Raw genomic sequence first — 23102 nt, forward strand, 5'->3', positions numbered from 1 at the left:
CAAAATAGAACGTTACTAGATATGTTAGTTTTATCATTCTTCTACGCCTTTATTTGGTGGCTATGGGACAGCACCACTTCTTCAAAAAAGAAAAAACACGAAAGCTAACCTCAGCTCTCGTGTCTTAACTTTTTATATAGATTTTCCAAACGCGGATAGAAAACTTGAATTAATGGTCCGATTCCAAACGTGATGATAAATGTCCCAACCCCGATCGGCCCTTTGAAAATTAGAGCAAAAATTAGCGCAAACACTTCCCCAATCGTTTTTGCAGTCATCATCTTCACCTTAAAACGATTCTGAATCCCAAGCATCAAGTTGTCAATTGGAATGACAGGAAACTTTGCTTGCAGATATGCAGAGATCCCTACTGCCATGATGACCATCCCCGCTAAAAGTACGATGAAACGGTAAACCATTCCCACCGGAATCCATGCACCGAAGACCTGTATCAACCAAAAATCAATAAAAACGCCGACAAGGAATATCGTAATGACCGCCAAATAGTCAGGTTTACTTTTATGGAGCCACGCATTGATTGCTATAAGGATAATCCCAACAATAAATACCCAACTTCCAACCGTCAGCCCAAATGTGGTAGAAAGCCCTACGTTCAAAGCGTCCCAAGCACCAGCCCCTAAATCCGATTTTATCGTCAAACTGATCCCGAAGGATAAGACAAAGAGTCCAATTAAATAAAACAATGTTCGTATAACCAATCTGATAACTCCTCTACATTTTACTGTCACTTGTCCTACTTTATCATTGTAAGCGTGAATCATCAAAATATGAAAAAAAAGAAAAAAAGATTAAATAAATCAGAATATTTACAACATTCAACTTATATACTAACAATACCTTAAAACAAAGGAGGGAAATAAAGCGAAGTCACCTTAGAGTGAAGGAGTGATTTACACCTACACAGTGCACATATAAAGCTTTTTATTCCTTAGTTCAAAGCTTTAAACCCCTTGGTACTTAGAAATGATCAGATAGCCCTACATGCTATGGGACTCTGTGCAGCCTACCGCACAGAGTTTTTTGCGTGATTTAAATAGTCCGTGCCAAAATGAAATTCCTCCATTTTATGCACCTCCATTCCCCTTACTTTTATCTTATCCTCCACTTCTTCTTATAACCCAATTAACATCTGTGTTTAAAATCTCCCTAAACATGCCACATTAACGGTGAGTACTTTTTAAATGAAAGGTGTAGAGGCTAACCATGAATAATGATTTAAAGAACAAGATCACTTCCATGTTCAGCAATCATAAGATCGGCACACTGGCCACCATTAGAGGCGACCGTCCATATTCCCGATTTATGTTATTTTTCAATGAAGATTTGGTATTGTATTGTGCAACGAACGAGCACACTCACAAAATTGAGGATATTAAAGCCAATCCACATGTACATATCCTTCTAGGGATGGAAGGTACTAGTTGGAAGGAACCATACGCGGAAATAGAGGCACAGGCAAGCTTTGAAGACAGCGCGGAATTGAAAAAGAAATTCTGGGATGAGAAGTTATCAGAATGGATTAAGAGCCCAGATGACCCAGAATATTTGCTATTAAAACTAACGCCTTCTGTTATTCGTTATTATGACAAGGCTGGTAGTGAAGCAGAAGTGTTAGAACAGTAGTAGAAGCCTTCCTGCTCTTATGGTAACTTAAAGATAACGACTAGAAAGCGGCCCTTCTTCATAGGCCGCTTTTTCCATAGGAGGTCCCACCTTGCTGCGAACATCCCTTGCAAAAAAGATCATTCGAGAAGTAAAAAATTTTATAGAAGAAGATTTAATTATGGTCGACACATCGGGTATCATCATTGCCAGTACAGCTAAGGATAGACTAGGAAGTTTCCATGAAGGAGCATATCTGGCAGCCTCTGCAAAACAGATGCGTATCATCTCTAAACAGGATGAAGCCACACTTTCAGGTGTTAAGGCTGGCATCACCCTCCCCCTATTTCATCAACAAAAAGTTGTTGGCGTAATCGGCATTACAGGAACGCCAGAAAAAGTGCTTCCATATGGAGAATTGATCAAGAAAATGACAGAACTACTAATTCAAGAAAACCACTACCAAGATCAGTTCGAATGGGAAGCAAGATCGCTTGAGACATTTGTGTTTGATTGGCTATTGAAGGACGGGGCTTCTACATTCATCACAAAACGTGCAGAAGTACTAGGTGTAGATATGGACGTGAACCGGCAAGTAGTTTTGATAGAATGTCAAACAAATGAAAACCTATTGAAAATTAAAAGATGGCATCAATCCGATTTGGATGTGGAATGGAAGAAGGAAGATATTCTTGTGCAATGGGGACAAAATAGAATGATTTTACTGTTGGCAAGCAATACCGTCCCAAGCAGAGAGTCACTCCTTACACTTCTGAAAAAAGTTCAATATCAACTCCAAAGCTATATTGGTGCACCTGTTTATATGGGGATAGGAAAAGCATGCAGACCTTCCTCGCTAAAAGACTCTTACACAGAAGCCGAAAGAGCGTTAAAATCCTGTTCTATTGACGTACCCATTACATTTGAGGAAGACCTTCGTCTTGAGATGATTTTGCAAGCAATCCCTAATGAAGTGAAGAAAGAGTATGCACAACGTCTTCTTTCACCCGTCCTATCCGAAAAGGACTTGTTTGAGACCATCCAGGTATATTTTAGCCACCATTTATCGTTGAAAGACACAGCCCAATCTATGCACATTCATATCAACACGCTTCATTATCGATTGCGTAAGGTGGAGAGTTTAACTGGGTTGGAACTCAAAAAGCCTCATGATCTGACAACTTTATACCTAGCTTGCATCTTGTTGGATGTTTCTACAAATAAACACTAGATATCTAGCTTTTATTTTAGATAAACATATATAGTGTCCCTCCCTTCCTTTTTATAAAATATAGAAAAGATGTTTTATAGACTGGGAGGTTTTTTTATGATCAGTGAACAACTAAAAAAACGATTTATAAATATTGTGGGTCCCGATAACTATCAGGACAGTCCTTCAGAAAAACTTGTTTATTCCTATGATGCCACACCAAACTATCAAGCTATGCCGGATGCTATCATCGTTCCCCGTAACACAGAAGATGTCACTAAAATTGTGAAACTGTGTAACGAACATCGCATTCCGCTTGTCCCAAGAGGTTCTGGCACCAACCTCTGTGCAGGGACCTGTCCTACCGAAGGCGGTATCGTCCTCCTATTTACGCACATGAACAAGCTTCTCGAGTTGGATGAAGAAAATTTAACTGTCACCGTTCAGCCTGGTCTTGTAACCCTTGATTTGATTCAAGCTGTTGAAGCGAAAGGATTATTTTATCCGCCAGATCCAAGCTCCATGAAAATATCCACGATAGGTGGCAACATTAATGAGAATTCAGGTGGATTACGCGGATTGAAATACGGGGTAACGCGAGACTATGTTCTTGCACTAGAGGCTGTCATGCCTAATGGAGATGTCATCAGGACAGGTGGCAAACTTGCGAAGGATGTTGCAGGCTATGACCTTACTAGACTATTTGTCGGTTCAGAGGGAACGCTTTGCATTATAACAGAAGCAACGTTGAAACTTGTGCCCATGCCGGAAACGAAACAAACGATGCTTGCCCTCTATCAAGATATCGAGGCGGCAGCCAAAACGGTTTCCACCATCATTTCCAAGAAGATCATTCCTGCCACACTTGAATTTTTGGATCAGCCAACCCTTGAAGTGGTGGAGGAATTCGCTAAAATTGGCCTCCCTACAGACGTGCAGGCTGTTCTTCTCATCGAACAGGACGGCCCGCTTGAAGTGGTGACAAGGGATATGCAAAAAATACAGGAGATTTGTTTGGCGGAGAAAGCTCTTTCGGTGCAGGTTGCTCAAACGGAGTTGGAAGCAGAAGCATTACGAACCGCGCGTCGCTCCGCTCTTTCTGCACTAGCTAGACTCAAGCCTACGACGATACTCGAGGACGCAACAGTACCTCGCTCAGAAATTGCGAAGATGGTAAAAGCAATTAACGAGATTGCCGTAAAGCATCAGGTAAAGATCTGTACATTCGGGCATGCAGGAGACGGTAACCTCCACCCTACAGTAGCAACAGACGCTCGGGATCACGAGGAAATGGAGCGGGTCGAAGCAGCATTTGAAGACATTTTCGCAAAGGCAATAGAACTTGGCGGAACCATCACAGGTGAGCACGGAGTTGGAATGATGAAAGCACCATATCTAGAATGGAAGCTAGGCGAGGCAGGTATAGCAGCCATGAAGGCTATTAAACTGGCATTCGACCCGAACAACATCATGAATCCAGGCAAGGTTTTTGCCAAGGAATCCAGAAAACGGGTGGTGGTGTCCAGATGACTACCGTAAAAGAAAAACAAGTCATTCAAGCGGAATTTAAAAATCGTATGGACGAAGATGAATTGCTAAATTGTATGCGTTGCGGATTCTGCCTTCCTTCCTGTCCTACCTATGTGGAGTCAGGTTTCAAAGAATCCCACTCCCCGCGTGGACGAATTGCTTTAATGAAAGCGGTCGTAGATGGTGTGATAGAACCTGATGAAGATGTGGAACGCACTCTTGATCTGTGCCTGGGCTGCAGAGCTTGTGAGCCTGTTTGTCCCTCCGGCGTAAAGTATGGCCACCTGCTTGAGGAAGCACGTGACATCATCAATCAGAATAAAAAGCACTCACTTCCGGTAAGGGTACTGAGGAAGACTGCATTTGACGGGCTATTCCCTCATCAAAGTCGCATGCGTGTTTTGACAAACTTTCTCGGAATCTATCAGCGTTCTGGACTTCAAAGCGCAGTTCATCATACAGGATTGCTAAGAATGTTACCTGCAAGCATGGCCAGTATGGAGCGTGTTCTCCCAAAAGCTCCCACCATGAAAGAAATGAAAAATCGCCCATCTCATCTGCCAGCTCTTGACACACAGAAAAAACGGGTGGCTTTCTTTTCCGGTTGCCTAATGGATACGATGTTTCTTAAAACAAATGATGCCACCATGAAACTGCTCCAGCATGCAGGTTGTGAGATTGTCATACCAACCTCGCAAAATTGTTGTGGTGCGCTACACGGCCATAGCGGGGAAAAAAATAGAGGCAAAGAGCTCGCAAAGCAGAATATTGCTGCATTTGAAGATCTTGATGTTGACTATATCATCACCAATGCAGGTGGCTGCGGGGCCTTCCTTGTCGACTATGACCATCTGTTGAAAGATGATCCTGAGTGGTTTATGAGGGCAGTTGCTTTTAAAAAGAAAATCAAAGACATGTCCGCAATTTTAGTAGAATTGAAGTTTCATGAGAAAAATTTGTCGGTGCAACCGCAACGAGTCACCTATCAGGACTCCTGCCACCTTCGCAATGTACAGGGAACCTTTCTTCAGCCAAGGATGCTATTGCAGGCAGTGGTGGGGGCAGACTTTTATGAAATGAAAGATGCTGACCGTTGCTGCGGCTCGGCGGGAATCTACAACATCGTAGAGTCGGAAATGTCCATGCAGATACTGAACCATAAAATGGTGAAAGTAGCAGAAAGTATGGCGACAACCATTGTGACCGCAAATCCGGGATGTCTGTTGCAAATGAAGCTTGGGATAGAGCGAGAAGGATTGACCGGGGTTCTTCGAGCAGTCCATATAGCGGACTTTTTACTTGAGGGGTTGGAGGGTAATCCACAGGACAACAAATAGTTTAGGGAATCGGGAATCTTCCTCCTCCAAGAAGGTGGTACCATCATTGCGGCTGGATACACCGTGCAACAAGGATGGTTTTACCTAAAAAATTTTTTAAAGAAGGTAAAAAGGACTGACAGACTGGTCTTCATGACTCGGATGAAGACCTCTTCCTTTCGGTTTTCTTGCTAGAGAGGTCTTCATAACACCGATGAAGACTTCTTCCTTTCGGTTTTCTTGCTAGAGAGGTCTTCATAGCCCTGATGAAGACCTCTTCCTTCCGGTTTTCTTGCTAGAGAGGTCTTCATAACACCGATGAAGACTTCTTCCTTTCGGTTTTCTTGCTAGAGAGGTCTTCATAGCCCTGATGAAGACCTCTTCCTTCCGGTTTTCTTGCGAGAGAGGTCTTCATAACACCGATGAAGACCTCTTCCTTTCAGTTTTCTTGCGAGAGAGGTCTTCATAACCCCGATGAAGACCTCTTCCTTTTCTTGCTAGAGAGGTCTTCATAGCCCGATTAAAGATCTCTTCCTTTCAATTTTCTTGTGAGAGAAGTCTTTAGAAAAATAGAGACACCACCTCAGCTTTTCAAATTGTCAACTTACCAAGCACCACCTGCTTGGTCGCACCAGTAGCACTTGGTACATTATTAGACACACCAAACAACGTCTCATTTGCCAATAAAGCAAAAGCCACCGCTTCTTTAGACTCGCTGGAAAACCCAAGATCCTCCTGCGTTTTCACGGCAAAGCCACCTAACTCCTTCAAGAAACCAAGTAGGGTGAAATTATAAGCCCCTCCCCCACTTACCACAAGTGTATCAATTTTACCTGGCAAGAATCGTTTTGTCTGATCTGCAATGGTTAAAGCAGTAAACATCGTGACGGTTGCCAAAATGTCAGCTGAAGTAAGTCCCACACCAAGCATTTTATCGATTAGCATCCTCGTATAAGAAGCCCCAAACAACTCTCTACCCGTACTTTTCGGTACAGGCAACGTAAAGTAAGGATGAGCCATCAATTCTTTCAAAATCTCATGCTGGACAATTCCTTTCGCAGCCATCTCGCCATTTTTATCGAAAAGAGATTTCCCCTGAGTTAGGATATTCATCGCCTCATCCATAATCATATTCCCCGGCCCAGTATCAAATGCAATCACATCAGAGGCAGAGCCACCTTTGGGCAAATAGGTTACATTGCCAATACCTCCAATGTTTTGCAAGGCAATATTCTCGGTATCAGACCGAAAAAGCAGATAATCAACATATGGAACCAATGGTGCACCTTCTCCACCGACCGCCATATCGCGTACCCTGAAATCAGAAACGACAGGACACTGAAACATCTCTGCCAGAACGGATGCTTCTCCTATCTGCATGGTCGATTTTACTAAACCCATATCATGCTGATCCACAGGTATATGATAAATTGTTTGACCATGAGATCCAATGAAGTCAATATCCTCCCTGCGCAAACCTGCTTTTTCCACAACTGTATGGGCAGCTGTGGAGAATAGCTGCCCGAGTTCAAAATTAAGACTGCACAGTTTATCCACAGAACTCTCAGCAGGGCTAAACTGTTCAAAAATCTTCTTTCTTAAGTTTTGAGGAATATCCACAGTATCAAAGGCAAGTTGTTTATAACTAAGCTCTTCACCGCTCCCCTTTACAGATATGATAGCAACATCGACGCCATCTACAGACGTTCCAGACATAATGCCAATTCCCATCCGTTCTGATTTACTTGTAACGTTTAATAATTTGGTAAGCATGATTAATTTACCTGAGCTTTTCCAAGGGTGATGGGCAGTTTGCCTTTTGCTTCTATCTCTCCCAATAGGAATTTGCCAACCGATTGAAGGGCAAGCTTTCTGCTTTCATACGTAAGAATATAGGTGGAAACCTCTGTGAATTTTTCCACATCATATGGACTCCGTAAAGCGATGACTCCTACTTTATCCACAAATTCGTTTACAAGTCTTTGGACAAGCTTTGCCTGAGAATCGTGTTGGATAGCCTGGTAAGTTGCCACAAATATTTTATCCACATCTGAAGCTGCAATTACTAATCTATCCACCTCTTCTTCCTCAGGAGAGACAGAAATGATGAATTCTGTTAAATTTGGAAGCTTTTCCTCTAAGTAACTACCAATCGTAACGTTAGAATATAAGGTTTCATCTGCTCCTGAAGTGACATAAGGATCTACAGAAATGAGGAGAATCTTTTCTTCAGAACGAAGTGGAAGTAGTCCATCACTTTCTCTCACCAGGGTGATACTTGCTTCACTAGCCTTTTGCGCAATCTCTATATGTTTACTAGATCCAATTTCACTACTAATCTTTGTCCATTCAGGAATGTCTTCTTTGAGCTTACGTATTTCCTTCAATTTAAGAATTCTCTCCACCGCTTCCTCAATATGCTGCAAGGAGATCCGGCCAGTTTCTACTGCTTTTATTACCGCTTCTATCGCTCTTGTCTGGCGCTCAAATGTATGACTGATCAAGACTTGATCGATTCCTGCTTCGACTGCCAGGATAGCAGCTTCTTCCATGCCATAATAATCAATAATTGCATTCATTTCCATGCAATCTGTCATGATGACTCCGTTAAAACCCATTTCCTTTCTCAACAAATCTGTTACAACAGGACGAGACAGCGTAGAAGGAACTTTCTCTGGATCGATGGAAGGAAAGGCGACGTGCGCAACCATGACAGCATCCACTCCATGCTTAAAGGCTTTATAAAATGGTACCAATTCTAATTCTTTCAATCTCTTAATGTCATGATTGACTACAGGAAGGTCCAAATGGGAGTCAACACTAGTATCCCCGTGACCCGGGAAGTGTTTTACAACAGCTGATACATTGGCATCCTGCAATCCTTTTACCGCTTGAACGCCCATCTTTGCAACAAACTCAGCACTCTCACCATAAGACCGCACCCCGATAACAGGATTCAATGGGTTGTTGTTCACATCGATGCACGGCGCATAATTCATGTTTATCCCCAACATGCGGAGTTCCGCCCCCACTACTTTTCCTAGCTGATGAACGACTTCCTCATCACGTCCTGCGCCTAGTGCCATGTTCCCGGGGCTTAACGTAACACCCTCTGTTATACGGGCAACCATTCCTCCCTCCTGATCAATAGAAATGAACAGTGGAACTGCTCCCGCATCCTTTGCAACTTTCTGCAACCCTTTGGAAAGCGCATGAACCTGTTCAGGCTCAGCCACATTTCGTGCAAAATATATGACTCCGCTAATATGATAGTCTTTTATTAATTCCACTATTTCCTCAGAAGGCGAAGTACCCTGAAATCCCGCAACAAACAATTGACCCACTTTTTCCTGCAATGTCATCTCGTGAATTTTCTTCATTCCAAGTCCTCCTCTATCAGTCATATAGTAATATGGAATCTATTCGCTTCTTCCAGCCATCTAACCCTTTGTTCCAGCTTTGTGCTACTACTGCATATGGCAAACGGGTGTCGATTCCCGCCCTTACTTTTTCCGTTCCCCATAATAGGTCGGCAAAAGGGTGCATGCCTTCTTTAAAAGGTTCTAACCACGCTGCCTCTTCATGAACGGAAAAGATAGAATGCAAAAACTCATATGCTGCTTTGGAAACTTCAAAAGAGTCCCGATCCGTAATCAAGAGTTGAACTCCCTTACAAAGCTCACCTACATGCTTGCTCATATTTGGTGTAAAATAAGCGGGAATAAGCTCTACACCATCGATATTCTTATCTGAGAAATGCTTAATCATCTCTTCCGGCTTAAACCATGGCGCGCCTATCCACTCAAACGGTTTGGTCGTTCCTCTTCCTTCTGATAGGTTCGACCCTTCGATAAAGCATGTGATGGGATAGGCCAACGTGGTGGAGAAGTGCGGAATGTTTGGGGATGGCGGAATCCAATGCTGTTGCCATTGATCTCCCCACATCTTCCGGTCCCAGTTCTTCACTTCATACACATGCAATTCGACCTCGGGGAATAATTCCTTTTGAATCAGCCTTGCATATTCCCCAATCGTCAATCCAAGGCATATTGGCAAGGAATGGGGGCCGACAAAGGATATAAACTCCGACTGAAGGATATTTCCTGACATTAAGGGAGCAATGGGATTTGGACGGTCCAAGACGACAAATGCCGTCCCATTTTTATGACAAGCCTCCATGATGTACTTAACGGTAGCCAAGTATGTATAAAATCTTACTCCAACATCTTGAATATCAAAAAAAATGGCATCTACATCCTCCAACAACTCTGTAGATACCTTTTTGGATGAACCATATAAGCTAAAAACAGGCAATGCTGTCTTTTCATCTATAAAATCTTCTACATGCACACCTGCCTGAACATCTCCTCTTACTCCATGTTCACATGCAAATAGTTTATGAAGGTATATTCCTTCCATTTCATTTAAAACATCTATCGTAGAGCGGAAATCAGACGTGATTCCTGTTTGATTTGTAACCAGCGCAAGTCTTTTCCCGTTCCACGCATCTGATTTTTCTTCTACAAAACGGTCAATTCCATATAATACTTTGGCCATGTTCCCCTCCTAAATATTTGCCGCTTCCCAACTATCGATGTTTTCTTCCGTAGCAATGACAGAGCTTGTCACGATGTTATTAAAAAGTGTCGCAAGGGCTGGGAAAATCAAAAAAAGTCCCACGACGGTTAATAACAATAAAGCAAATACCGATAAGATTTGAAAGAACGATAGAATGGTGTACAAAGGATTCTTCACCAAAAGCTTCACACTGGTGAAAATACTATCTTTTAATGAATATTTAAATTTCACCAATAAAGGAACCGTATAGATCTGACTTAAGAAAACCATACCGCAGAAATAAGTCTGAAAGCACGCTAATGCAAAGGCAAAGGTTCCACCCACTTGATTATAATGCCACCATGAAGCTGCAATAATGATGACGAAAAAGGATAAAAACAAGCTATAGCCGATACTTGGAAGTAAGTATCTTTTTACCCCCTGAAAGAAACTCTTGATCACAGATGTACTTCTATCAAGTAATAGCTGTTGAACTGCCCAGGCTGCACCAACAAACAGCGGCCCCATAACGATCATGACGTATACAATGGAAAAAGGTAGTTTAATAAGAAAGAAGGATGGACTAAGTACCGTCACCATTATAAGGCTGATCATGACCATAGAAACTATATGCTTGTAATATTCTCTCCCTGTGACTCTTATAATTTGTGTTAATCCATCCATTGTACTCTCTCCTTTAAACTCTTTTCGTTGTGGTAATTTCTATTAAAATATTCTTTTCTCTGTTGCTGGATCAAACAGATGCATTTTATCTAGGTTGAATACATAATTTTTAGCTTCTCCAGGACGAACAAAACTCTCCCCATGTACTTTCGCTGTAATCATTCGGTCTCCAATCGAGAAGTACACAAGGTTTTCTCCACCTAAATGTTCCATCGCCTTAACCTTTATGGCCGCTTTATTGTTGGTTGGAACGGTAAACGCAAACTCTTCATCATATATATCTTCCGGTCTTAAACCAAGGATTACTTTCTTTCCAACATAATCTGAATATTGTTTTACAAGTCCTTCTGGAATAGTGAAGGTAATATCACCAATTCTTAAGGTAGAGGCCGTTTCAAGCACAGCATCGAAAAAGTTCATTGGAGGAGATCCGATGAATCCTGCAACAAACATGTTTGCGGGGTTACGGTACAGTTCTCTCGGTGAAGCGATCTGTTGGACTTCCCCTTTATTCATGACAACAATTCGTTCTCCAAGTGTCATTGCTTCCACTTGATCATGCGTTACATATACAATTGTCGCGCCTAATCTCTGATGCAATTCTGCCAGTTCAATACGCATTTGCACACGTAACTTAGCATCCAAGTTAGATAAAGGTTCATCAAAAAGGAACACTTTCGGGTCGCGGACGATGGCTCTACCTACAGCCACACGTTGTCGTTGTCCTCCACTCAATTCTTTTGGTTTTCTATCAAGCATCTCATCAAGCCCAAGAATTCTAGAAGCATATTGAACTTTCTTTTTAATTTCTTCTTTGGAAACCTTCATGTTTTTCAATCCAAATTCTAGGTTCTGTTCGATGGTCATATGCGGATATAGCGCATAATCCTGGAACACCATCGCGATATCTCTGTCTTTTGGATGCATATTGTTTACTACTTTATCTCCAATGTAAATGTTTCCTGAAGTTTGTCTTTCTAGACCTGCTATCATTCTTAATGAAGTCGTCTTTCCACAACCTGAAGGTCCTACAAATACAAGAAATTCTTTATCTTTTATTTCAAAGCTGGCATCATTAACAGCAGTGAAGGTTCCGCCACGCTTTTCGTCTACGAAGGTTTTTGTGATGTTTTCCATAATGATACTTGCCATTTCTTCCACCTATCCTTTCACTGCACCTATTGTAATTCCTTGTAGGAAGTAACGTTGTAATGCAAAGAACAATATGAACATTGGCAGGGCCGCAAGCATAGAGCCTGCCATCATTGCTCCATAGTCTGTTGCATCTTGGAATTTAAAGCTAGCCAAACCAACTTGTATGGTTCTCATGGAACTCGATTGCGTAACAAGGAACGGCCAAAAGAATTCATTCCATGTAGAGACAAACGTGAAGATTGCTAACACAGCAACACCGGGCTTTGATATCGGCAAGATAATCTTTCTGAATATGCCAATCTCACTGCACCCATCAATACGGGCTGCTTGAATGAGAGTGGTAGGAAGTGTAGACATGTATTGTTTCATCAAAAAGATGTTGCCCACTACTGTAAACATCGGGAGCATAATGGCTAAATATGTATCTACTAGCCCGAATACGTTTACAATCATGATATAAACAGGAATTAATGTAACCTGTGCTGGAATCATCATCGTACCAAGAAGTAACCAGAAAATAGTGTTTCTCCCCGGGAATCGCAGTTTTGCAAATGCATAACCTGCTAGAGAAGAGAAAATAACATTAGTTATCGTTAACACGGATGATACGAAAATACTATTAAATAACCAACGTAATGCATCCGTTTCTGTCAAAAACCGAACATACGTCGCAAGTGTCACTTCAGAAGGAAACCATTCAGGCTTAAAAGAGACACTGACAGTGGTATCCCGAAAGGAGGATATTAACATCCAGTATAACGGGATGATCGTGATAATAACCCATAAAATAAGAATGCTATAACTGATTACACTATAAATCTTCTTTTTACGATTTCTTGCTTTTTCTTTTTTCAAAGCGATTTCCGCATAATGTTGATTGCTTACCGTTGTCGTTTCCAAAAGATGTTTCCTCCTTTCCTAAAACTCTACATCAGATGACATCACTTTAAATTGGATGACAGAAGCCACAATAATGACTGCTCCAAGCACAAATGATTCCGCCGCCGCCAAGCCGAATTTATAATACTCAAAAGCATGTGTGTAAATTAAATAGGCAATGGTCGTTGTCGCAAAGTTTGGACCACCTTGCGTCATAAGATAGATGCTCATGAACACTTGGAAACTCATGATGATTCCCGTTACTAAAAGGTATAAAGTGGTAGGCTTCAGTAATGGCCAAGTGATATTTCGAAATTTGGACCACTCAGATGCATGGTCGATGTCTGCTGCCTCATAAAGCGATTTAGGAATTCCTCCAAGTGCTGCAAGGTAAAGAATAATACCGGCGCCATGTCCTGTCAGATAAGACATTAGCATGATAGAAAATAGTGCTGTACTACTCTGACCGAGCCACATGATGTTATCGATACCAAAAAGACCTAGAAACATATTAAATAGTCCTGCAGTGGTTGGATCATAAATCCAGAACCATACTAATGCAATGGTTACCCCTGAAGCTACCGTTGGAAGATATAACGATGCTTTGAAGAAGGTTTGAGCTTTTTTTGCACGAGGAAAGATTAACACTGCCAAAAATAGAGTGATGGCAACATTCACAGGTACGGTACCGACTGTAAATATGAATGTGTTCCACATCGCTTTCCAGAAGATATCATCGTTTACCATCGTTTGATAGTTTTCCAACCCTACCCAAGTGGAGCCTAATACATGATAGTTTTGAAAACTCATAATAAAGGCGTAACCTACTGGAAAGAGTGTAAACATTAAAAAGAGAATGATAGGAACAGCTATGAAGGCATAACACCATCCATAATCTTTTATAAACTGGGAGAAATTAAATTTGTTGGTAGTTGCGGCTACTGCTGGCTTCGCTGACATGTCTACACCTCCTTAAAAATAAAAAAGGAAGAGCGTTACCCCCTCCTCTATTCCTTCTTCCTTACTTAAAGATTTCCTCACCCTTGGTCTTGAACGTTTCTAATGCCTCTTCAGGTGTCACTTCACCGCTTAGTAGACCTTGGAATGTTGGGATGACTACCTCTGTACGGAAGCGATCATCTTTTGCTGCCATTTCAGCATTTGCGTTTGCAGGTGGTAAAACTTTAGAAGCTAAAACTTCTGCTGCCGTTTCATTATAAGGAGCTAATGGCATTTCAAACTTGCCTTCCGCATCTTTATGAACTTGTGGCAACGCCAATGCCGCTGCTGCTTTACCAGCTTCTGCACTTGTTAGATGCTCTAATACTTTTACGCTATTATTCAAGTGTTCTTCTTTCGCATTCTTTTGAGTGAATAACATGTATCCTTCAGATCCACCAAATGATACTTGCTCTTCCCCTTCGTTATGTGGGATTGGTAATAAAACGAAATCTACTTCTTCCCCTTCAATTTTCCCTGCTTTGATTTCTTCATTATGAGCTTCTACTACCGGATCAAAATAAGGAATAGCTCGACCAAAGAACATTGCTTGGTGGTTATAGAAAAGCTCCATACGTTTTGCAGGATCAACTGCTGCCGTTTCTTTTGGCATAATGCCAGAATCAACTAAGTTAGTAATATACTTCATTGTGTCTAAGATTTTATCGTCATTCCAAGTCGTTCCATCCTCATTATAACGGCTTGGAAGACCATTGTTCATCGCTAAATGAACAAGAAGCTCTTCATTGTTGCCTTGAAATACAAATCCGTAAGTATCTTCACCAGAGTCTTTCTTCCCAACACCTTTAGATGCTAGTTCTTCAAACTCATCCCACGTCCAGCCTTCTTGTTGAATCTTTTCATAATCAACGCCAGCTGCTTCTAACATTTGTTTGTTTCCACCCCATACATGTAAGAACATGTAGATTGGCAATCCATAAAGATTGTCTTCAATTTTCATATAGTCCAAAGCAACTTCATTATAATCCTCTTGAGAAACATTCAATTTGTCATTAAGGTTTACAATTAAACCGGAATCCACATATTTACCTTGTGGTTTTCCAAAATAAACATCCGGTGGATTACCAGAGTTCAAAGCTATATCAAACTTCTGTGGACCTTCCGCCCAGCTTAGCACTTCATATTCTACTTTAATATCTTCGTTTTCTTTTTCAAATGAAGCAATTAGCTCTTCTAGTTCCGCTTCATATTCTGCATGAACAGGATATGTCCAAACTGTTACAACGTCTTTTCCATCTGATGAAGTCGATGAATTGTTGGAGCAGCCAAGAACCACGGCAGCTACAAGCAACATGACCATCAATAAACTTAAACCCCTTTTCACAACCAATTCCCCCTTGATAATTTTATTTATTATAAGCCTTAATAGCCTTATAAACGAATCCATTTGCGTCTTTCAGTAATTCAGCCGCCTTATCCTTGTCGACTTGGCAGGTAAAAATGATAATAGCGATTTTCGGATTGCCTTCTGATTGATCAAAGAGCTCACTAGCTTCATCAAATGTGCAGCCAGTCACGTTTTGGATTATCCTTTTTGCACGATCTACCAGTTTTTTATTTAATGGTTGAACATCCACCATTAAGTTATTGTATACTTTCCCCAGTTTCACCATCGAAGTGGTTGTGATCATATTCAGAACCAGCTTCTGCGTGGTACCAGCTTTCATTCTTGTAGAACCTGTGATAACTTCTGGGCCAACCTCTATATTAATCTTGTAATCTGCTACTTTATTAAGGGCGGAATCCTTTGTGCAAGTGAATGAAACCGTATTGGCACCAAGCTTTTTTGCTTCCTTTAGGGCACCTATTACATAAGGAGCTCTTCCACTCGCCGTGATGCCTATAACCACATCATGAAGCCTTACCCCGTTACTATGCATGTCGGATGCTCCAAGTTCTTCACTATCTTCAGCACCCTCCACTGCTTTAAAAATTGCCGATTCCCCACCAGCAATGATTGCCTTCACCATTTCTGAAGGGGTGCCAAAAGTCGGGGGACACTCGGAGGCATCCAAGATTCCGATTCTACCCGACGTTCCTGCGCCAACATATATGAGCCTCCCGCCCATTTCAAAGGATTTCACCACTTGATCTACCACTGCAGCAATGCTTGGGATTTCCCTTTTTATATGAAGTGGTACTGTTTGGTCTTCCTCATTGATGACTCCAAGGATTTCTTCAGTAGACTTGCGATCAATCTTCAATGTTTTCAAGTTTTGTTGTTCAGTCACTAAATCTTGTAAATTTTCTAATCCCATCATCACCATCACCTTTTTTATGTATCTCTTATTATCTGTAAGTGTTTTTGATTGTCTCTCTTGATTTTTTCAGATATTCTACCGATTGCTCGAAGTCAATCGCTGCTACTGCCGTGAATAGAATGTCTATTACATTCAATTGCGAGATTCTAGAAGAAGTAGCCGCACTTCGAATGGAAGATTCCATGGAAGAGATGGATAAAGAAATATCAGAAAGCTCCTTCAAAGAATTCATACCATATTTCGTAATAGCGATTGTCAATGCCCCAGCCTTCTTCGCTTCCCTTATTGCCTCAATCGTCTGTGTTGTCTCTCCTGAATAAGATATCCCAACAGCTACGTCCCCTTTTGTCATGGTTGTAGCAGATGTAAGTTGCAGGTGGGAATCACTGTACGCTGTACAAAGCTTATTAATTCGCATAAACTTCTGTTGAGCATCCTGTGCAATCAACTGTGATGCAGCCACTCCGTAGAAGTCTATCCGATGTGCTGTATGTAACATCTGAACGGCTTTGGTTACTTCCTCTTTATCAAGTAGTTCCAACGTGTCACGTAAAGACTTAATATTGTTTTCGGTAATGGTCTTCATAAATGTCGGAATATCTGCATTATATTTAAATTCATGATAGGCTTCTAGGTTGTTGGATGAGATGCTTGTAACATCTCCTGCGATACGAAGTTTTAATTCTTTGTACCCTTCCAGACCAATTTTCTTACAAAGCCTGATGATGGCTGCTTGGCTGGAATTACTCTTGTCAGCCAATTCTTTCACTGATAAGGTACAAACTTCTTCAGGGTGTTCGAGTATGAAAGTTGCGGCATTTCTCTCCGCGGGATTGATTGTTGATAATGCTTCACGTAACCGTAATAGTCCACCATTCATTTTCTATCATCCTTTTACATCCGTTTTCATCCATTTTGTTAACTCTGCTTCCAACCTTTTTATAAAGATTGGAGTGATGTCTTTCCCCATTGCCTTATGAGCAGCGTATATTGCACCTGCCACAGGATGTTGGGCTGCCAGCTTGAAAGAAAACGGCGAACGCTCTTTCAATCCTTTTTCTAGCAAATAAGTAATAATCTCTTTGGAATGTTGATTAATTCCGCCTGTTAAGACGATAGGAATTTGCGTATGCTCACCTTCCCGCCCGTATAATTTGTGAAATAATAAAGTAATGTCTTTCATCATAGAGTCTGCTGCTTCATGTAAGAATCCAATCGCTTTTTCATCCCCTATACAGGAAAGCTCTATCACGATTTTAGCAATGGCAGCTACTCTGTCACGTGTTTTCCCCATCTCATACACAACAGGTACCAATTCAGGGACCGTCTCTACTTTAAATTGGTTGAGTATTTTATCGGTCATTTCTCCCGGTGACTCGCCTTGATCATATAGAGAGAAAATATGATCCAACGTTTTTTTCCCTAGAGCAAATCCACTATACCCATCGCCAATCAGGTACCCCCAGCCACCAACACGGTCACGTTCGAGCATGGCGTTAATTCCATAGACGATAGAACCTGTTCCACTGATACACACGATTCCTGGTTGACCTTTTGTTTCCGAATATAGTGCTGTCACAGCATCGTTATCAACAAAAATTTTGGCATAAGGACCTGCGAATTCTTTTAACAACTCGATGAACCACTCTTTTTTTCCGCCACTTTCTACACCTGATATACCGGCAAAAACCACATCTTCTTCTGTAAGCGCTTTCTCTTTTGTTAAAACAGAAAACAACTCTTTGATTTCATGACGAACTGTTTCTTCCGGCGAACTATTCGGGTTAGAGGGACCTACCGTTTTTATTGCAAGGATCTTTCCATCCTCGTCTACAGCCACTCCGGTAGTTTTGGTGCCTCCCCCGTCAATGCCTATAATCATTGTTAATCCCCTAACACTTTTATTAATATTAGTATAAATTTTCTGATTTTTAGTGTCAACAATTATTTTCAATATTGAAATTTAATTTCAAAAATGGTTCTAAAAAGACCACTCGGGGAGAGTGGTCTCTATTGTTAGAAATTATCAACTCGTGTTTCTAAGTCCACTTCTATACATTCCAACTTATCATTGGACATTAATGCATCGTATATTTGTTTACTTCCTCCGAAAATCGTGAAATCAAGATCATAGTCGGTTGACATGCACCAGCTGCGATCTTCTGGCCACCAATAGGTGGGGGATGCTAAGCCGTCCATTTCCCCTTTGTTGTAAATAGTGAATATATCGCTGAGTTGACCAGCATACAGATGCCCGTTTTCCACTTCAACTTCGGGGATCCTGCCAATTAGTTTCAGGATATGATAAAAGAAATAGCATGTTTCATTTTTCGTGAAGGGTGCCATAACCTTGGTCATTTCCTTAAGCACATCTAGATTGATACGACCTTCATCAGGATAAATTAAATATCTTGGACAGCCACCAAGCTTTCTTTCAATCGCCTTGCTGCTAATTTTTTTGTCATATGAGATATTGTACTTTGTTGCGAGCTCCTTTAGAGTAATTCCTTCCCCTAAATCGATCTCTATTTCATGGTCAAGTAGATGGAACTGACTCCAGAAAAGTTTCTCATCTTTGATACTTTGGTCTCGATAAAAGGTCGAATTCATGATTTTGCAATAATGGGTATAGCCATTCGGAATCAAATTGCAGACTCTACCCCCATTCCAATTTTCAAAATTAACACTTACGGTATTTTCTTTTATCCACTCATAGGCCGTTAAGTCCATTATTCTATTAATCAGTTTCACCTCCTCTTCCTATTGCTCAGTCAATATAATCGGCCCATTCTTTGTGATTGCGATAGTATGTTCATATTGGGCAGAGAGTTTTCCATCTACTGTCCTAGCCGTCCATCTATTATCATCCATCTTACTGTGCCAGGTGCCTTCGTTTACCATCGGTTCAATGGTGATGACCATCCCTTCCTTCAGACGGACACCACGCCCAGGCAAACCAAAGTGGAAAACTTGCGGCTCTTCATGAATGCTTTTGCCAATGCCGTGTCCTGTAAAATCACGGACTACTGAATACCCTTCTTTTTCTACATACGTTTGGATTGCATGACCGATATCTCCAAGCCGGTTGCCGATAACCGCCTGTTCAATTCCTAGATATAAGGATTTTTTTGTTACATCCATCAGTTTTTGTGCTGCATCACTTACTTCACCGACTGCATAGGTCCAGGCAGAATCAGCGAGTGCCCCATGGAGATTGACTACCATATCAATGGTGACAAGGTCTCCTTTATTTAGAGATGTCTCCCTCGGGAATCCGTGACAAATCTCATCATTAATGGAGGCACAAGTAGCAAACTGGTATCCCCTGTAACCGTATTGTTCGGATTTGGCACCATTCTTTTTTAAAAATGCGTCTACATACTTATCAATTTCCATGGTGGTTATTCCGGGTTTAATCATTTTCGCCAATTGTCTGTGACAGGCAGCCAATAGTGTGCCAGCCTTTGCCATTGCTTCAATTTCCCGAGTCGATTTTAGAATTATCATTGTTTTTGCACCCTTGTCTGTTTAAATTCTATATTTTATAAAACTTTCCTTTTTTAAGATGTTAGTTAGTTTATGAAAAGTCATGTGGTAAAGTGTTTGGTGGGGTTTTTAGTGGGGTTTTTAGTGCCATATATTTGTTTCGTAAGTCTAAATGTCCGAAGATTTCGGATTTTTGACCGAAGTTTCCCCAATTTTGACCAAAGATTTGGCGAAGTTGACCGAAGATTGACGTTAAATGGCCGAACGAAATTTTTGAATGTCCAAAGGTGTACAAAAATTGACCGAACACCTACTATCAAATGTCCGAACTCCTGCTAATATACAAGGAAAGTGTCCGAAACAGGGACCAGAATGACCGAAACAATTTGGAGGTCAATAAAAGTAGTGTTTTTGCTAATTTTTCTACTAAATTAGCTGCATTTTAAGAACTTCGGATGTCTACCCTAATTAAAACAGACCAATTAACTAAAACCACTTCTAGTAAGTGCAAACCCTAATTCCACAACCTAAAAAAGCACCATCCAACCTAATGGATAGTACTCCCAAATGTGTTAAACCAATTCAAATGACTCTTCAATTTCCATGCTGCCCTTAACAGATTGAACCATCGGACAGTTCTTGCTGGCAAGCTCAATGGCGGACTCAATTTTGCTCTCTACCAGGTCTTGCCCCTTTATTGTGTAATGAATATGTATTTTCTCAATTCGGTTCGCTTCTTTTTCATTACGTGTAACCTCTGCATTAATCGTGATATCCTCAATTTCCATGCGCTTCTTTTTCAGAATACTCTTTAGAACGCCGCCACTGCAAACTGCGATGGAAGATACCATTAACTGATACGGACGGAAACCGTATTGCTCATCTCCGGCAACATGTAACTCTCCGTATTCTAGATTCGTCTTAAATCCGACTTCTCTCATTTTGAATTCCATTTGGCTTTCATCTCCTTCTTACATTTAGAATAGCAAATCTACAAATAACCTTGCCAGTTTTTTGTCTGCTACATATTATCCATTCCAAAATCGTAATAAGTTATGTAGAATTAGGGGTGGTGAAAATACTAACATTTCGAGGTTGCATCTTATGAATCGTTTCCGTTTTTGGATCCTTGTATCCATTGTAGCAGTTTCCGGCTTTAGCCAAGGAATGCTGTTACCTTTAATTGCTGTCATATTTGAAAATAGTGGCGTATCCTCGACTTTAAATGGACTAAACGCCACAGCCTTATATATTGGAATATTACTTGCATCCCCTTTTATGGAACAACCTTTACGTAAATATGGCTACCGTCCAGTAATATTGGTCGGCGGCTTTCTAGTTGTTGTGTCTCTCGCACTTTTTCCACTATGGCAGAGCTTTTGGTTCTGGTTTATTTTGCGGTTGCTGATTGGAATTGGGGACCATGCCTTGCACTTTGCAACTCAAACTTGGATTACATCGTTTTCGGCTGAAAATGTACGAGGTCGAAATATTTCTCTATACGGGGTGTTTTTTGGAATTGGTTTTGCAACTGGGCCTTTAATGACTCCTTTGGTGGAGATCAACCAGGCACTTCCTTTTATTGTATCCTCCATTCTTTGTTTGATAGGTTGGGTATTTCTCTTCTTTCTGAAAAATGAACATCCTGAACAGGAGCTTGGAGTAAACTCTTTCTTTGAAACCATCAAACGCTTCCGTAAAGCCTGGAAATATGGATGGATTGCCTTCCTGCCACCTCTAGGCTATGGCTTCTTGGAAGCTTCTCTGAACGGTAGTTTTCCTATATACGCTTTGCGTACTGGGATTGAGGTTGGAAGTGTTTCTGTATTACTTGCTTCCTTTGCAATCGGTGGAATCGTTTTTCAGTTGCCCCTTGGAATATTGAGCGACAAATTTGGTCGTCGGAATATCTTACTGGTTATTCTTTCACTCGGGTGCTTAAGTTTTGTCACTGCAAGCTTTTTGGAAGGGACTTTCATTGCTTTAGCAGTATGTATTTTTATTGCAGGGATGCTTGTGGGATCCACCTTCTCTCTTGGCATCAGCTATATGACAGACCTTATGCCGAAGAACCTTCTCCCTACTGGTAACCTAATGTGCGGAATTGCCTTTAGTATCGGAAGTTTGGGTGGGCCTTTCTTTGGCGGATTGTTTATCCAGTTCTTTTCTGACATCAGCTTTTTCCACATCATCAGCTTTTTGCTGTTTGTGATATTCTTGTTAACGTATTCGTTTGGAGATCGTGGATTGGTTGCGGTTAAAGGATAAATCATTAAAAGAAAGAAGCGGAACCCTTACGGAGTCCGCTTCTTTTTAAAAATATATCAACTTTTTTATGCAATTATTAATATGGTACAAAAGCTCTCCTATCCGCATAAGTTTTGCAAAGGGAACAGCAATATACCTTTTTGTTCTTTTCTTTATAAACGAAATAGGTTCTTACTTTTTTCTTACAAAAATAACATGTCTTTTTGAAAAACATTATTAGTCACCTTTTTTCTGCATAAACTTTATTGGTTTTCCAAGATATCCTTTATTTTCATCAAATCTTTCTCGTTTGCCTTTTTCATCATGGTTGCCATTACAGGTGAAAACAATTTGGAAAAGCCCTTTGGCTCTCCTTTGTTTTGAAGTGTCATTTTAGTTGTATTGGTGTTTATTGCAGTCCATGTATAAGTTGTTTCCATTGGGAAGGGACCTTGTGCTGTTTTCATTGTTAATTTTTCGCCTGGTAGGAATTCAACAATTTCATATATATACGCGAGCTCCTTGCCAAGAAATTTTGCTCGAAACGCAATTTGCGAACCTAACTGCAAAGGTTTGGGTGTCCTCCAATCGGATGAGTCGATATTATCATACCAAACCGGCGCATGATCCGGATTTGCCGCATAGTCCGCCACCTGCATCTTCGAACAGTTAATGATAATCTCCGTTGTAACATTCACCATATATTATCCTCCTGAATTAAAAAACTCTATCTAATGTTTAATCCTACCATACTACTAACTTCTGGAATACACTCCTTATAACACCATTTTCCTTTGTCACATCACCCTATTACCGCGACATAAAGGGGTCTGACCCTTTTTTTCAAAAAACTTTCAAAAAGTTGTTCCATTTCTAAATATTCTGTTATATAATAATATCAATCGAACATACACTGTACTAATACAAAGGAGGAGAAAAGAACATGAGCAGACAGGAACGCAAAAACATGATTAATTTTATTGAAGTGATGAAGAAGGCAGATCGTGAGTCACTGGCTTTTATGACAGATGCCGACATCGAGCATTTATACAATAATGTTTACGAGCAAATGATGATTCATCAAAGTCTCTAAATCGAAAGCCTCATACAAACAAAAAAACTGCAAGCCTTCCA

General features: G+C 40.9%; 22 protein-coding genes. 6 read left to right on the top strand and 16 right to left on the bottom strand.

Annotated features, from left to right (window positions below):
* Positions 1-110: 110 nt before the first annotated feature.
* Entirely contained in the window at positions 111-719 is a 609-nt protein-coding gene (locus tag FZC76_RS13145; protein WP_148988639.1) for a YczE/YyaS/YitT family protein, read from the bottom strand.
* Positions 720-1224: 505 nt separating this feature from the next.
* Between FZC76_RS13145 and FZC76_RS13150 the strand changes: the two genes are divergently transcribed.
* The 4 genes from FZC76_RS13150 (at position 1225) to FZC76_RS13165 (ending at position 5700) form a co-directional block, all read left to right on the top strand.
* Positions 1225-1644, top strand: a complete 420-nt coding sequence (locus tag FZC76_RS13150) for a pyridoxamine 5'-phosphate oxidase family protein (RefSeq protein WP_148988640.1) — start codon at positions 1225-1227, stop codon at positions 1642-1644.
* A 91-nt stretch (positions 1645-1735) separates the two neighbouring features.
* Positions 1736-2854: a CdaR family transcriptional regulator gene (locus tag FZC76_RS13155; RefSeq protein WP_148988641.1), complete on the top strand. Its 1119-nt coding sequence runs from the start codon at positions 1736-1738 to the stop codon at positions 2852-2854.
* 96 nt (positions 2855-2950) lie between these two features.
* Positions 2951-4363, top strand: a complete 1413-nt coding sequence (gene glcD, locus FZC76_RS13160; RefSeq protein WP_148988642.1) for a glycolate oxidase subunit GlcD — start codon at positions 2951-2953, stop codon at positions 4361-4363.
* Positions 4360-5700 carry a (Fe-S)-binding protein gene (locus FZC76_RS13165; protein WP_148988643.1) on the top strand — a complete coding sequence of 447 codons (1341 nt, stop codon included), beginning with the start codon at positions 4360-4362 and terminating at the stop codon, positions 5698-5700. Before glcD ends, FZC76_RS13165 begins: the two co-directional genes overlap by 4 nt.
* Positions 5701-6270: 570 nt before the next feature.
* Here FZC76_RS13165 and FZC76_RS13170 read toward each other — a convergent pair.
* The 14 genes from FZC76_RS13170 to FZC76_RS13235 form a co-directional block, all read right to left on the bottom strand.
* Positions 6271-7452, bottom strand: coding sequence for an anhydro-N-acetylmuramic acid kinase (locus FZC76_RS13170; protein WP_148988644.1), 1182 nt, complete (start codon positions 7450-7452; stop codon positions 6271-6273).
* Between the two features lie 2 nt (positions 7453-7454).
* Positions 7455-9059 (bottom strand): beta-N-acetylhexosaminidase, encoded by a 1605-nt coding sequence (nagZ, locus tag FZC76_RS13175; protein WP_187442067.1) that lies wholly within the window; start codon positions 9057-9059, stop codon positions 7455-7457.
* Between the two features lie 16 nt (positions 9060-9075).
* Entirely contained in the window at positions 9076-10236 is a 1161-nt protein-coding gene (locus tag FZC76_RS13180) for an exo-beta-N-acetylmuramidase NamZ family protein (RefSeq protein WP_148988646.1), read from the bottom strand.
* A 9-nt stretch (positions 10237-10245) separates the two neighbouring features.
* Positions 10246-10920 carry a hypothetical protein gene (locus FZC76_RS13185; protein WP_148988647.1) on the bottom strand — a complete coding sequence of 225 codons (675 nt, stop codon included), beginning with the start codon at positions 10918-10920 and terminating at the stop codon, positions 10246-10248.
* A 42-nt stretch (positions 10921-10962) separates the two neighbouring features.
* Positions 10963-12072: an ABC transporter ATP-binding protein gene (locus FZC76_RS13190; protein ID WP_148988648.1), complete on the bottom strand. Its 1110-nt coding sequence runs from the start codon at positions 12070-12072 to the stop codon at positions 10963-10965.
* Between the two features lie 9 nt (positions 12073-12081).
* Positions 12082-12975 carry a carbohydrate ABC transporter permease gene (locus FZC76_RS13195; RefSeq protein ID WP_231687692.1) on the bottom strand — a complete coding sequence of 298 codons (894 nt, stop codon included), beginning with the start codon at positions 12973-12975 and terminating at the stop codon, positions 12082-12084.
* Positions 12976-12993: 18 nt separating this feature from the next.
* Entirely contained in the window at positions 12994-13914 is a 921-nt protein-coding gene (locus FZC76_RS13200; RefSeq protein ID WP_082380769.1) for a carbohydrate ABC transporter permease, read from the bottom strand.
* 61 nt (positions 13915-13975) lie between these two features.
* On the bottom strand, positions 13976-15298 hold the full coding sequence (locus FZC76_RS13205; protein WP_262372596.1) for an ABC transporter substrate-binding protein: 1323 nt from the start codon (positions 15296-15298) through the stop codon (positions 13976-13978).
* Positions 15299-15320: 22 nt separating this feature from the next.
* On the bottom strand, positions 15321-16232 hold the full coding sequence (gene murQ / locus FZC76_RS13210; RefSeq protein WP_148989034.1) for an N-acetylmuramic acid 6-phosphate etherase: 912 nt from the start codon (positions 16230-16232) through the stop codon (positions 15321-15323).
* Positions 16233-16263: 31 nt separating this feature from the next.
* A complete protein-coding gene (locus FZC76_RS13215; protein ID WP_148988649.1) occupies positions 16264-17115 on the bottom strand; it encodes a MurR/RpiR family transcriptional regulator in 852 nt (283 codons plus the stop codon).
* Positions 17116-17121: 6 nt separating this feature from the next.
* Positions 17122-18117 (bottom strand): N-acetylglucosamine kinase, encoded by a 996-nt coding sequence (locus FZC76_RS13220; protein WP_148988650.1) that lies wholly within the window; start codon positions 18115-18117, stop codon positions 17122-17124.
* 134 nt (positions 18118-18251) lie between these two features.
* Positions 18252-18986 (bottom strand): hypothetical protein, encoded by a 735-nt coding sequence (locus FZC76_RS13225; protein ID WP_148988651.1) that lies wholly within the window; start codon positions 18984-18986, stop codon positions 18252-18254.
* Positions 18987-18995: 9 nt separating this feature from the next.
* On the bottom strand, positions 18996-19742 hold the full coding sequence (map, locus tag FZC76_RS13230; protein WP_148988652.1) for a type I methionyl aminopeptidase: 747 nt from the start codon (positions 19740-19742) through the stop codon (positions 18996-18998).
* Between the two features lie 551 nt (positions 19743-20293).
* Entirely contained in the window at positions 20294-20674 is a 381-nt protein-coding gene (locus tag FZC76_RS13235) for an OsmC family protein (protein WP_148988653.1), read from the bottom strand.
* A 61-nt stretch (positions 20675-20735) separates the two neighbouring features.
* On the opposite strand from FZC76_RS13235, the gene FZC76_RS13240 reads away from it, so the two are divergent.
* On the top strand, positions 20736-21989 hold the full coding sequence (locus tag FZC76_RS13240; protein ID WP_392396836.1) for an MFS transporter: 1254 nt from the start codon (positions 20736-20738) through the stop codon (positions 21987-21989).
* Between the two features lie 242 nt (positions 21990-22231).
* Here FZC76_RS13240 and FZC76_RS13245 read toward each other — a convergent pair whose 3' ends face one another.
* Positions 22232-22669 (bottom strand): SRPBCC family protein, encoded by a 438-nt coding sequence (locus FZC76_RS13245; protein WP_148988655.1) that lies wholly within the window; start codon positions 22667-22669, stop codon positions 22232-22234.
* 242 nt (positions 22670-22911) lie between these two features.
* Here FZC76_RS13245 and FZC76_RS13250 point away from each other — a divergent pair, with 242 nt between their 5' ends.
* Positions 22912-23061 carry a BH0509 family protein gene (locus FZC76_RS13250; RefSeq protein WP_010191652.1) on the top strand — a complete coding sequence of 50 codons (150 nt, stop codon included), beginning with the start codon at positions 22912-22914 and terminating at the stop codon, positions 23059-23061.
* Positions 23062-23102 lie beyond the last annotated feature (41 nt).

Source organism: Sutcliffiella horikoshii (assembly GCF_008180725.1).
Classification (GTDB): domain Bacteria; phylum Bacillota; class Bacilli; order Bacillales; family Bacillaceae_I; genus Sutcliffiella_A; species Sutcliffiella_A horikoshii_B.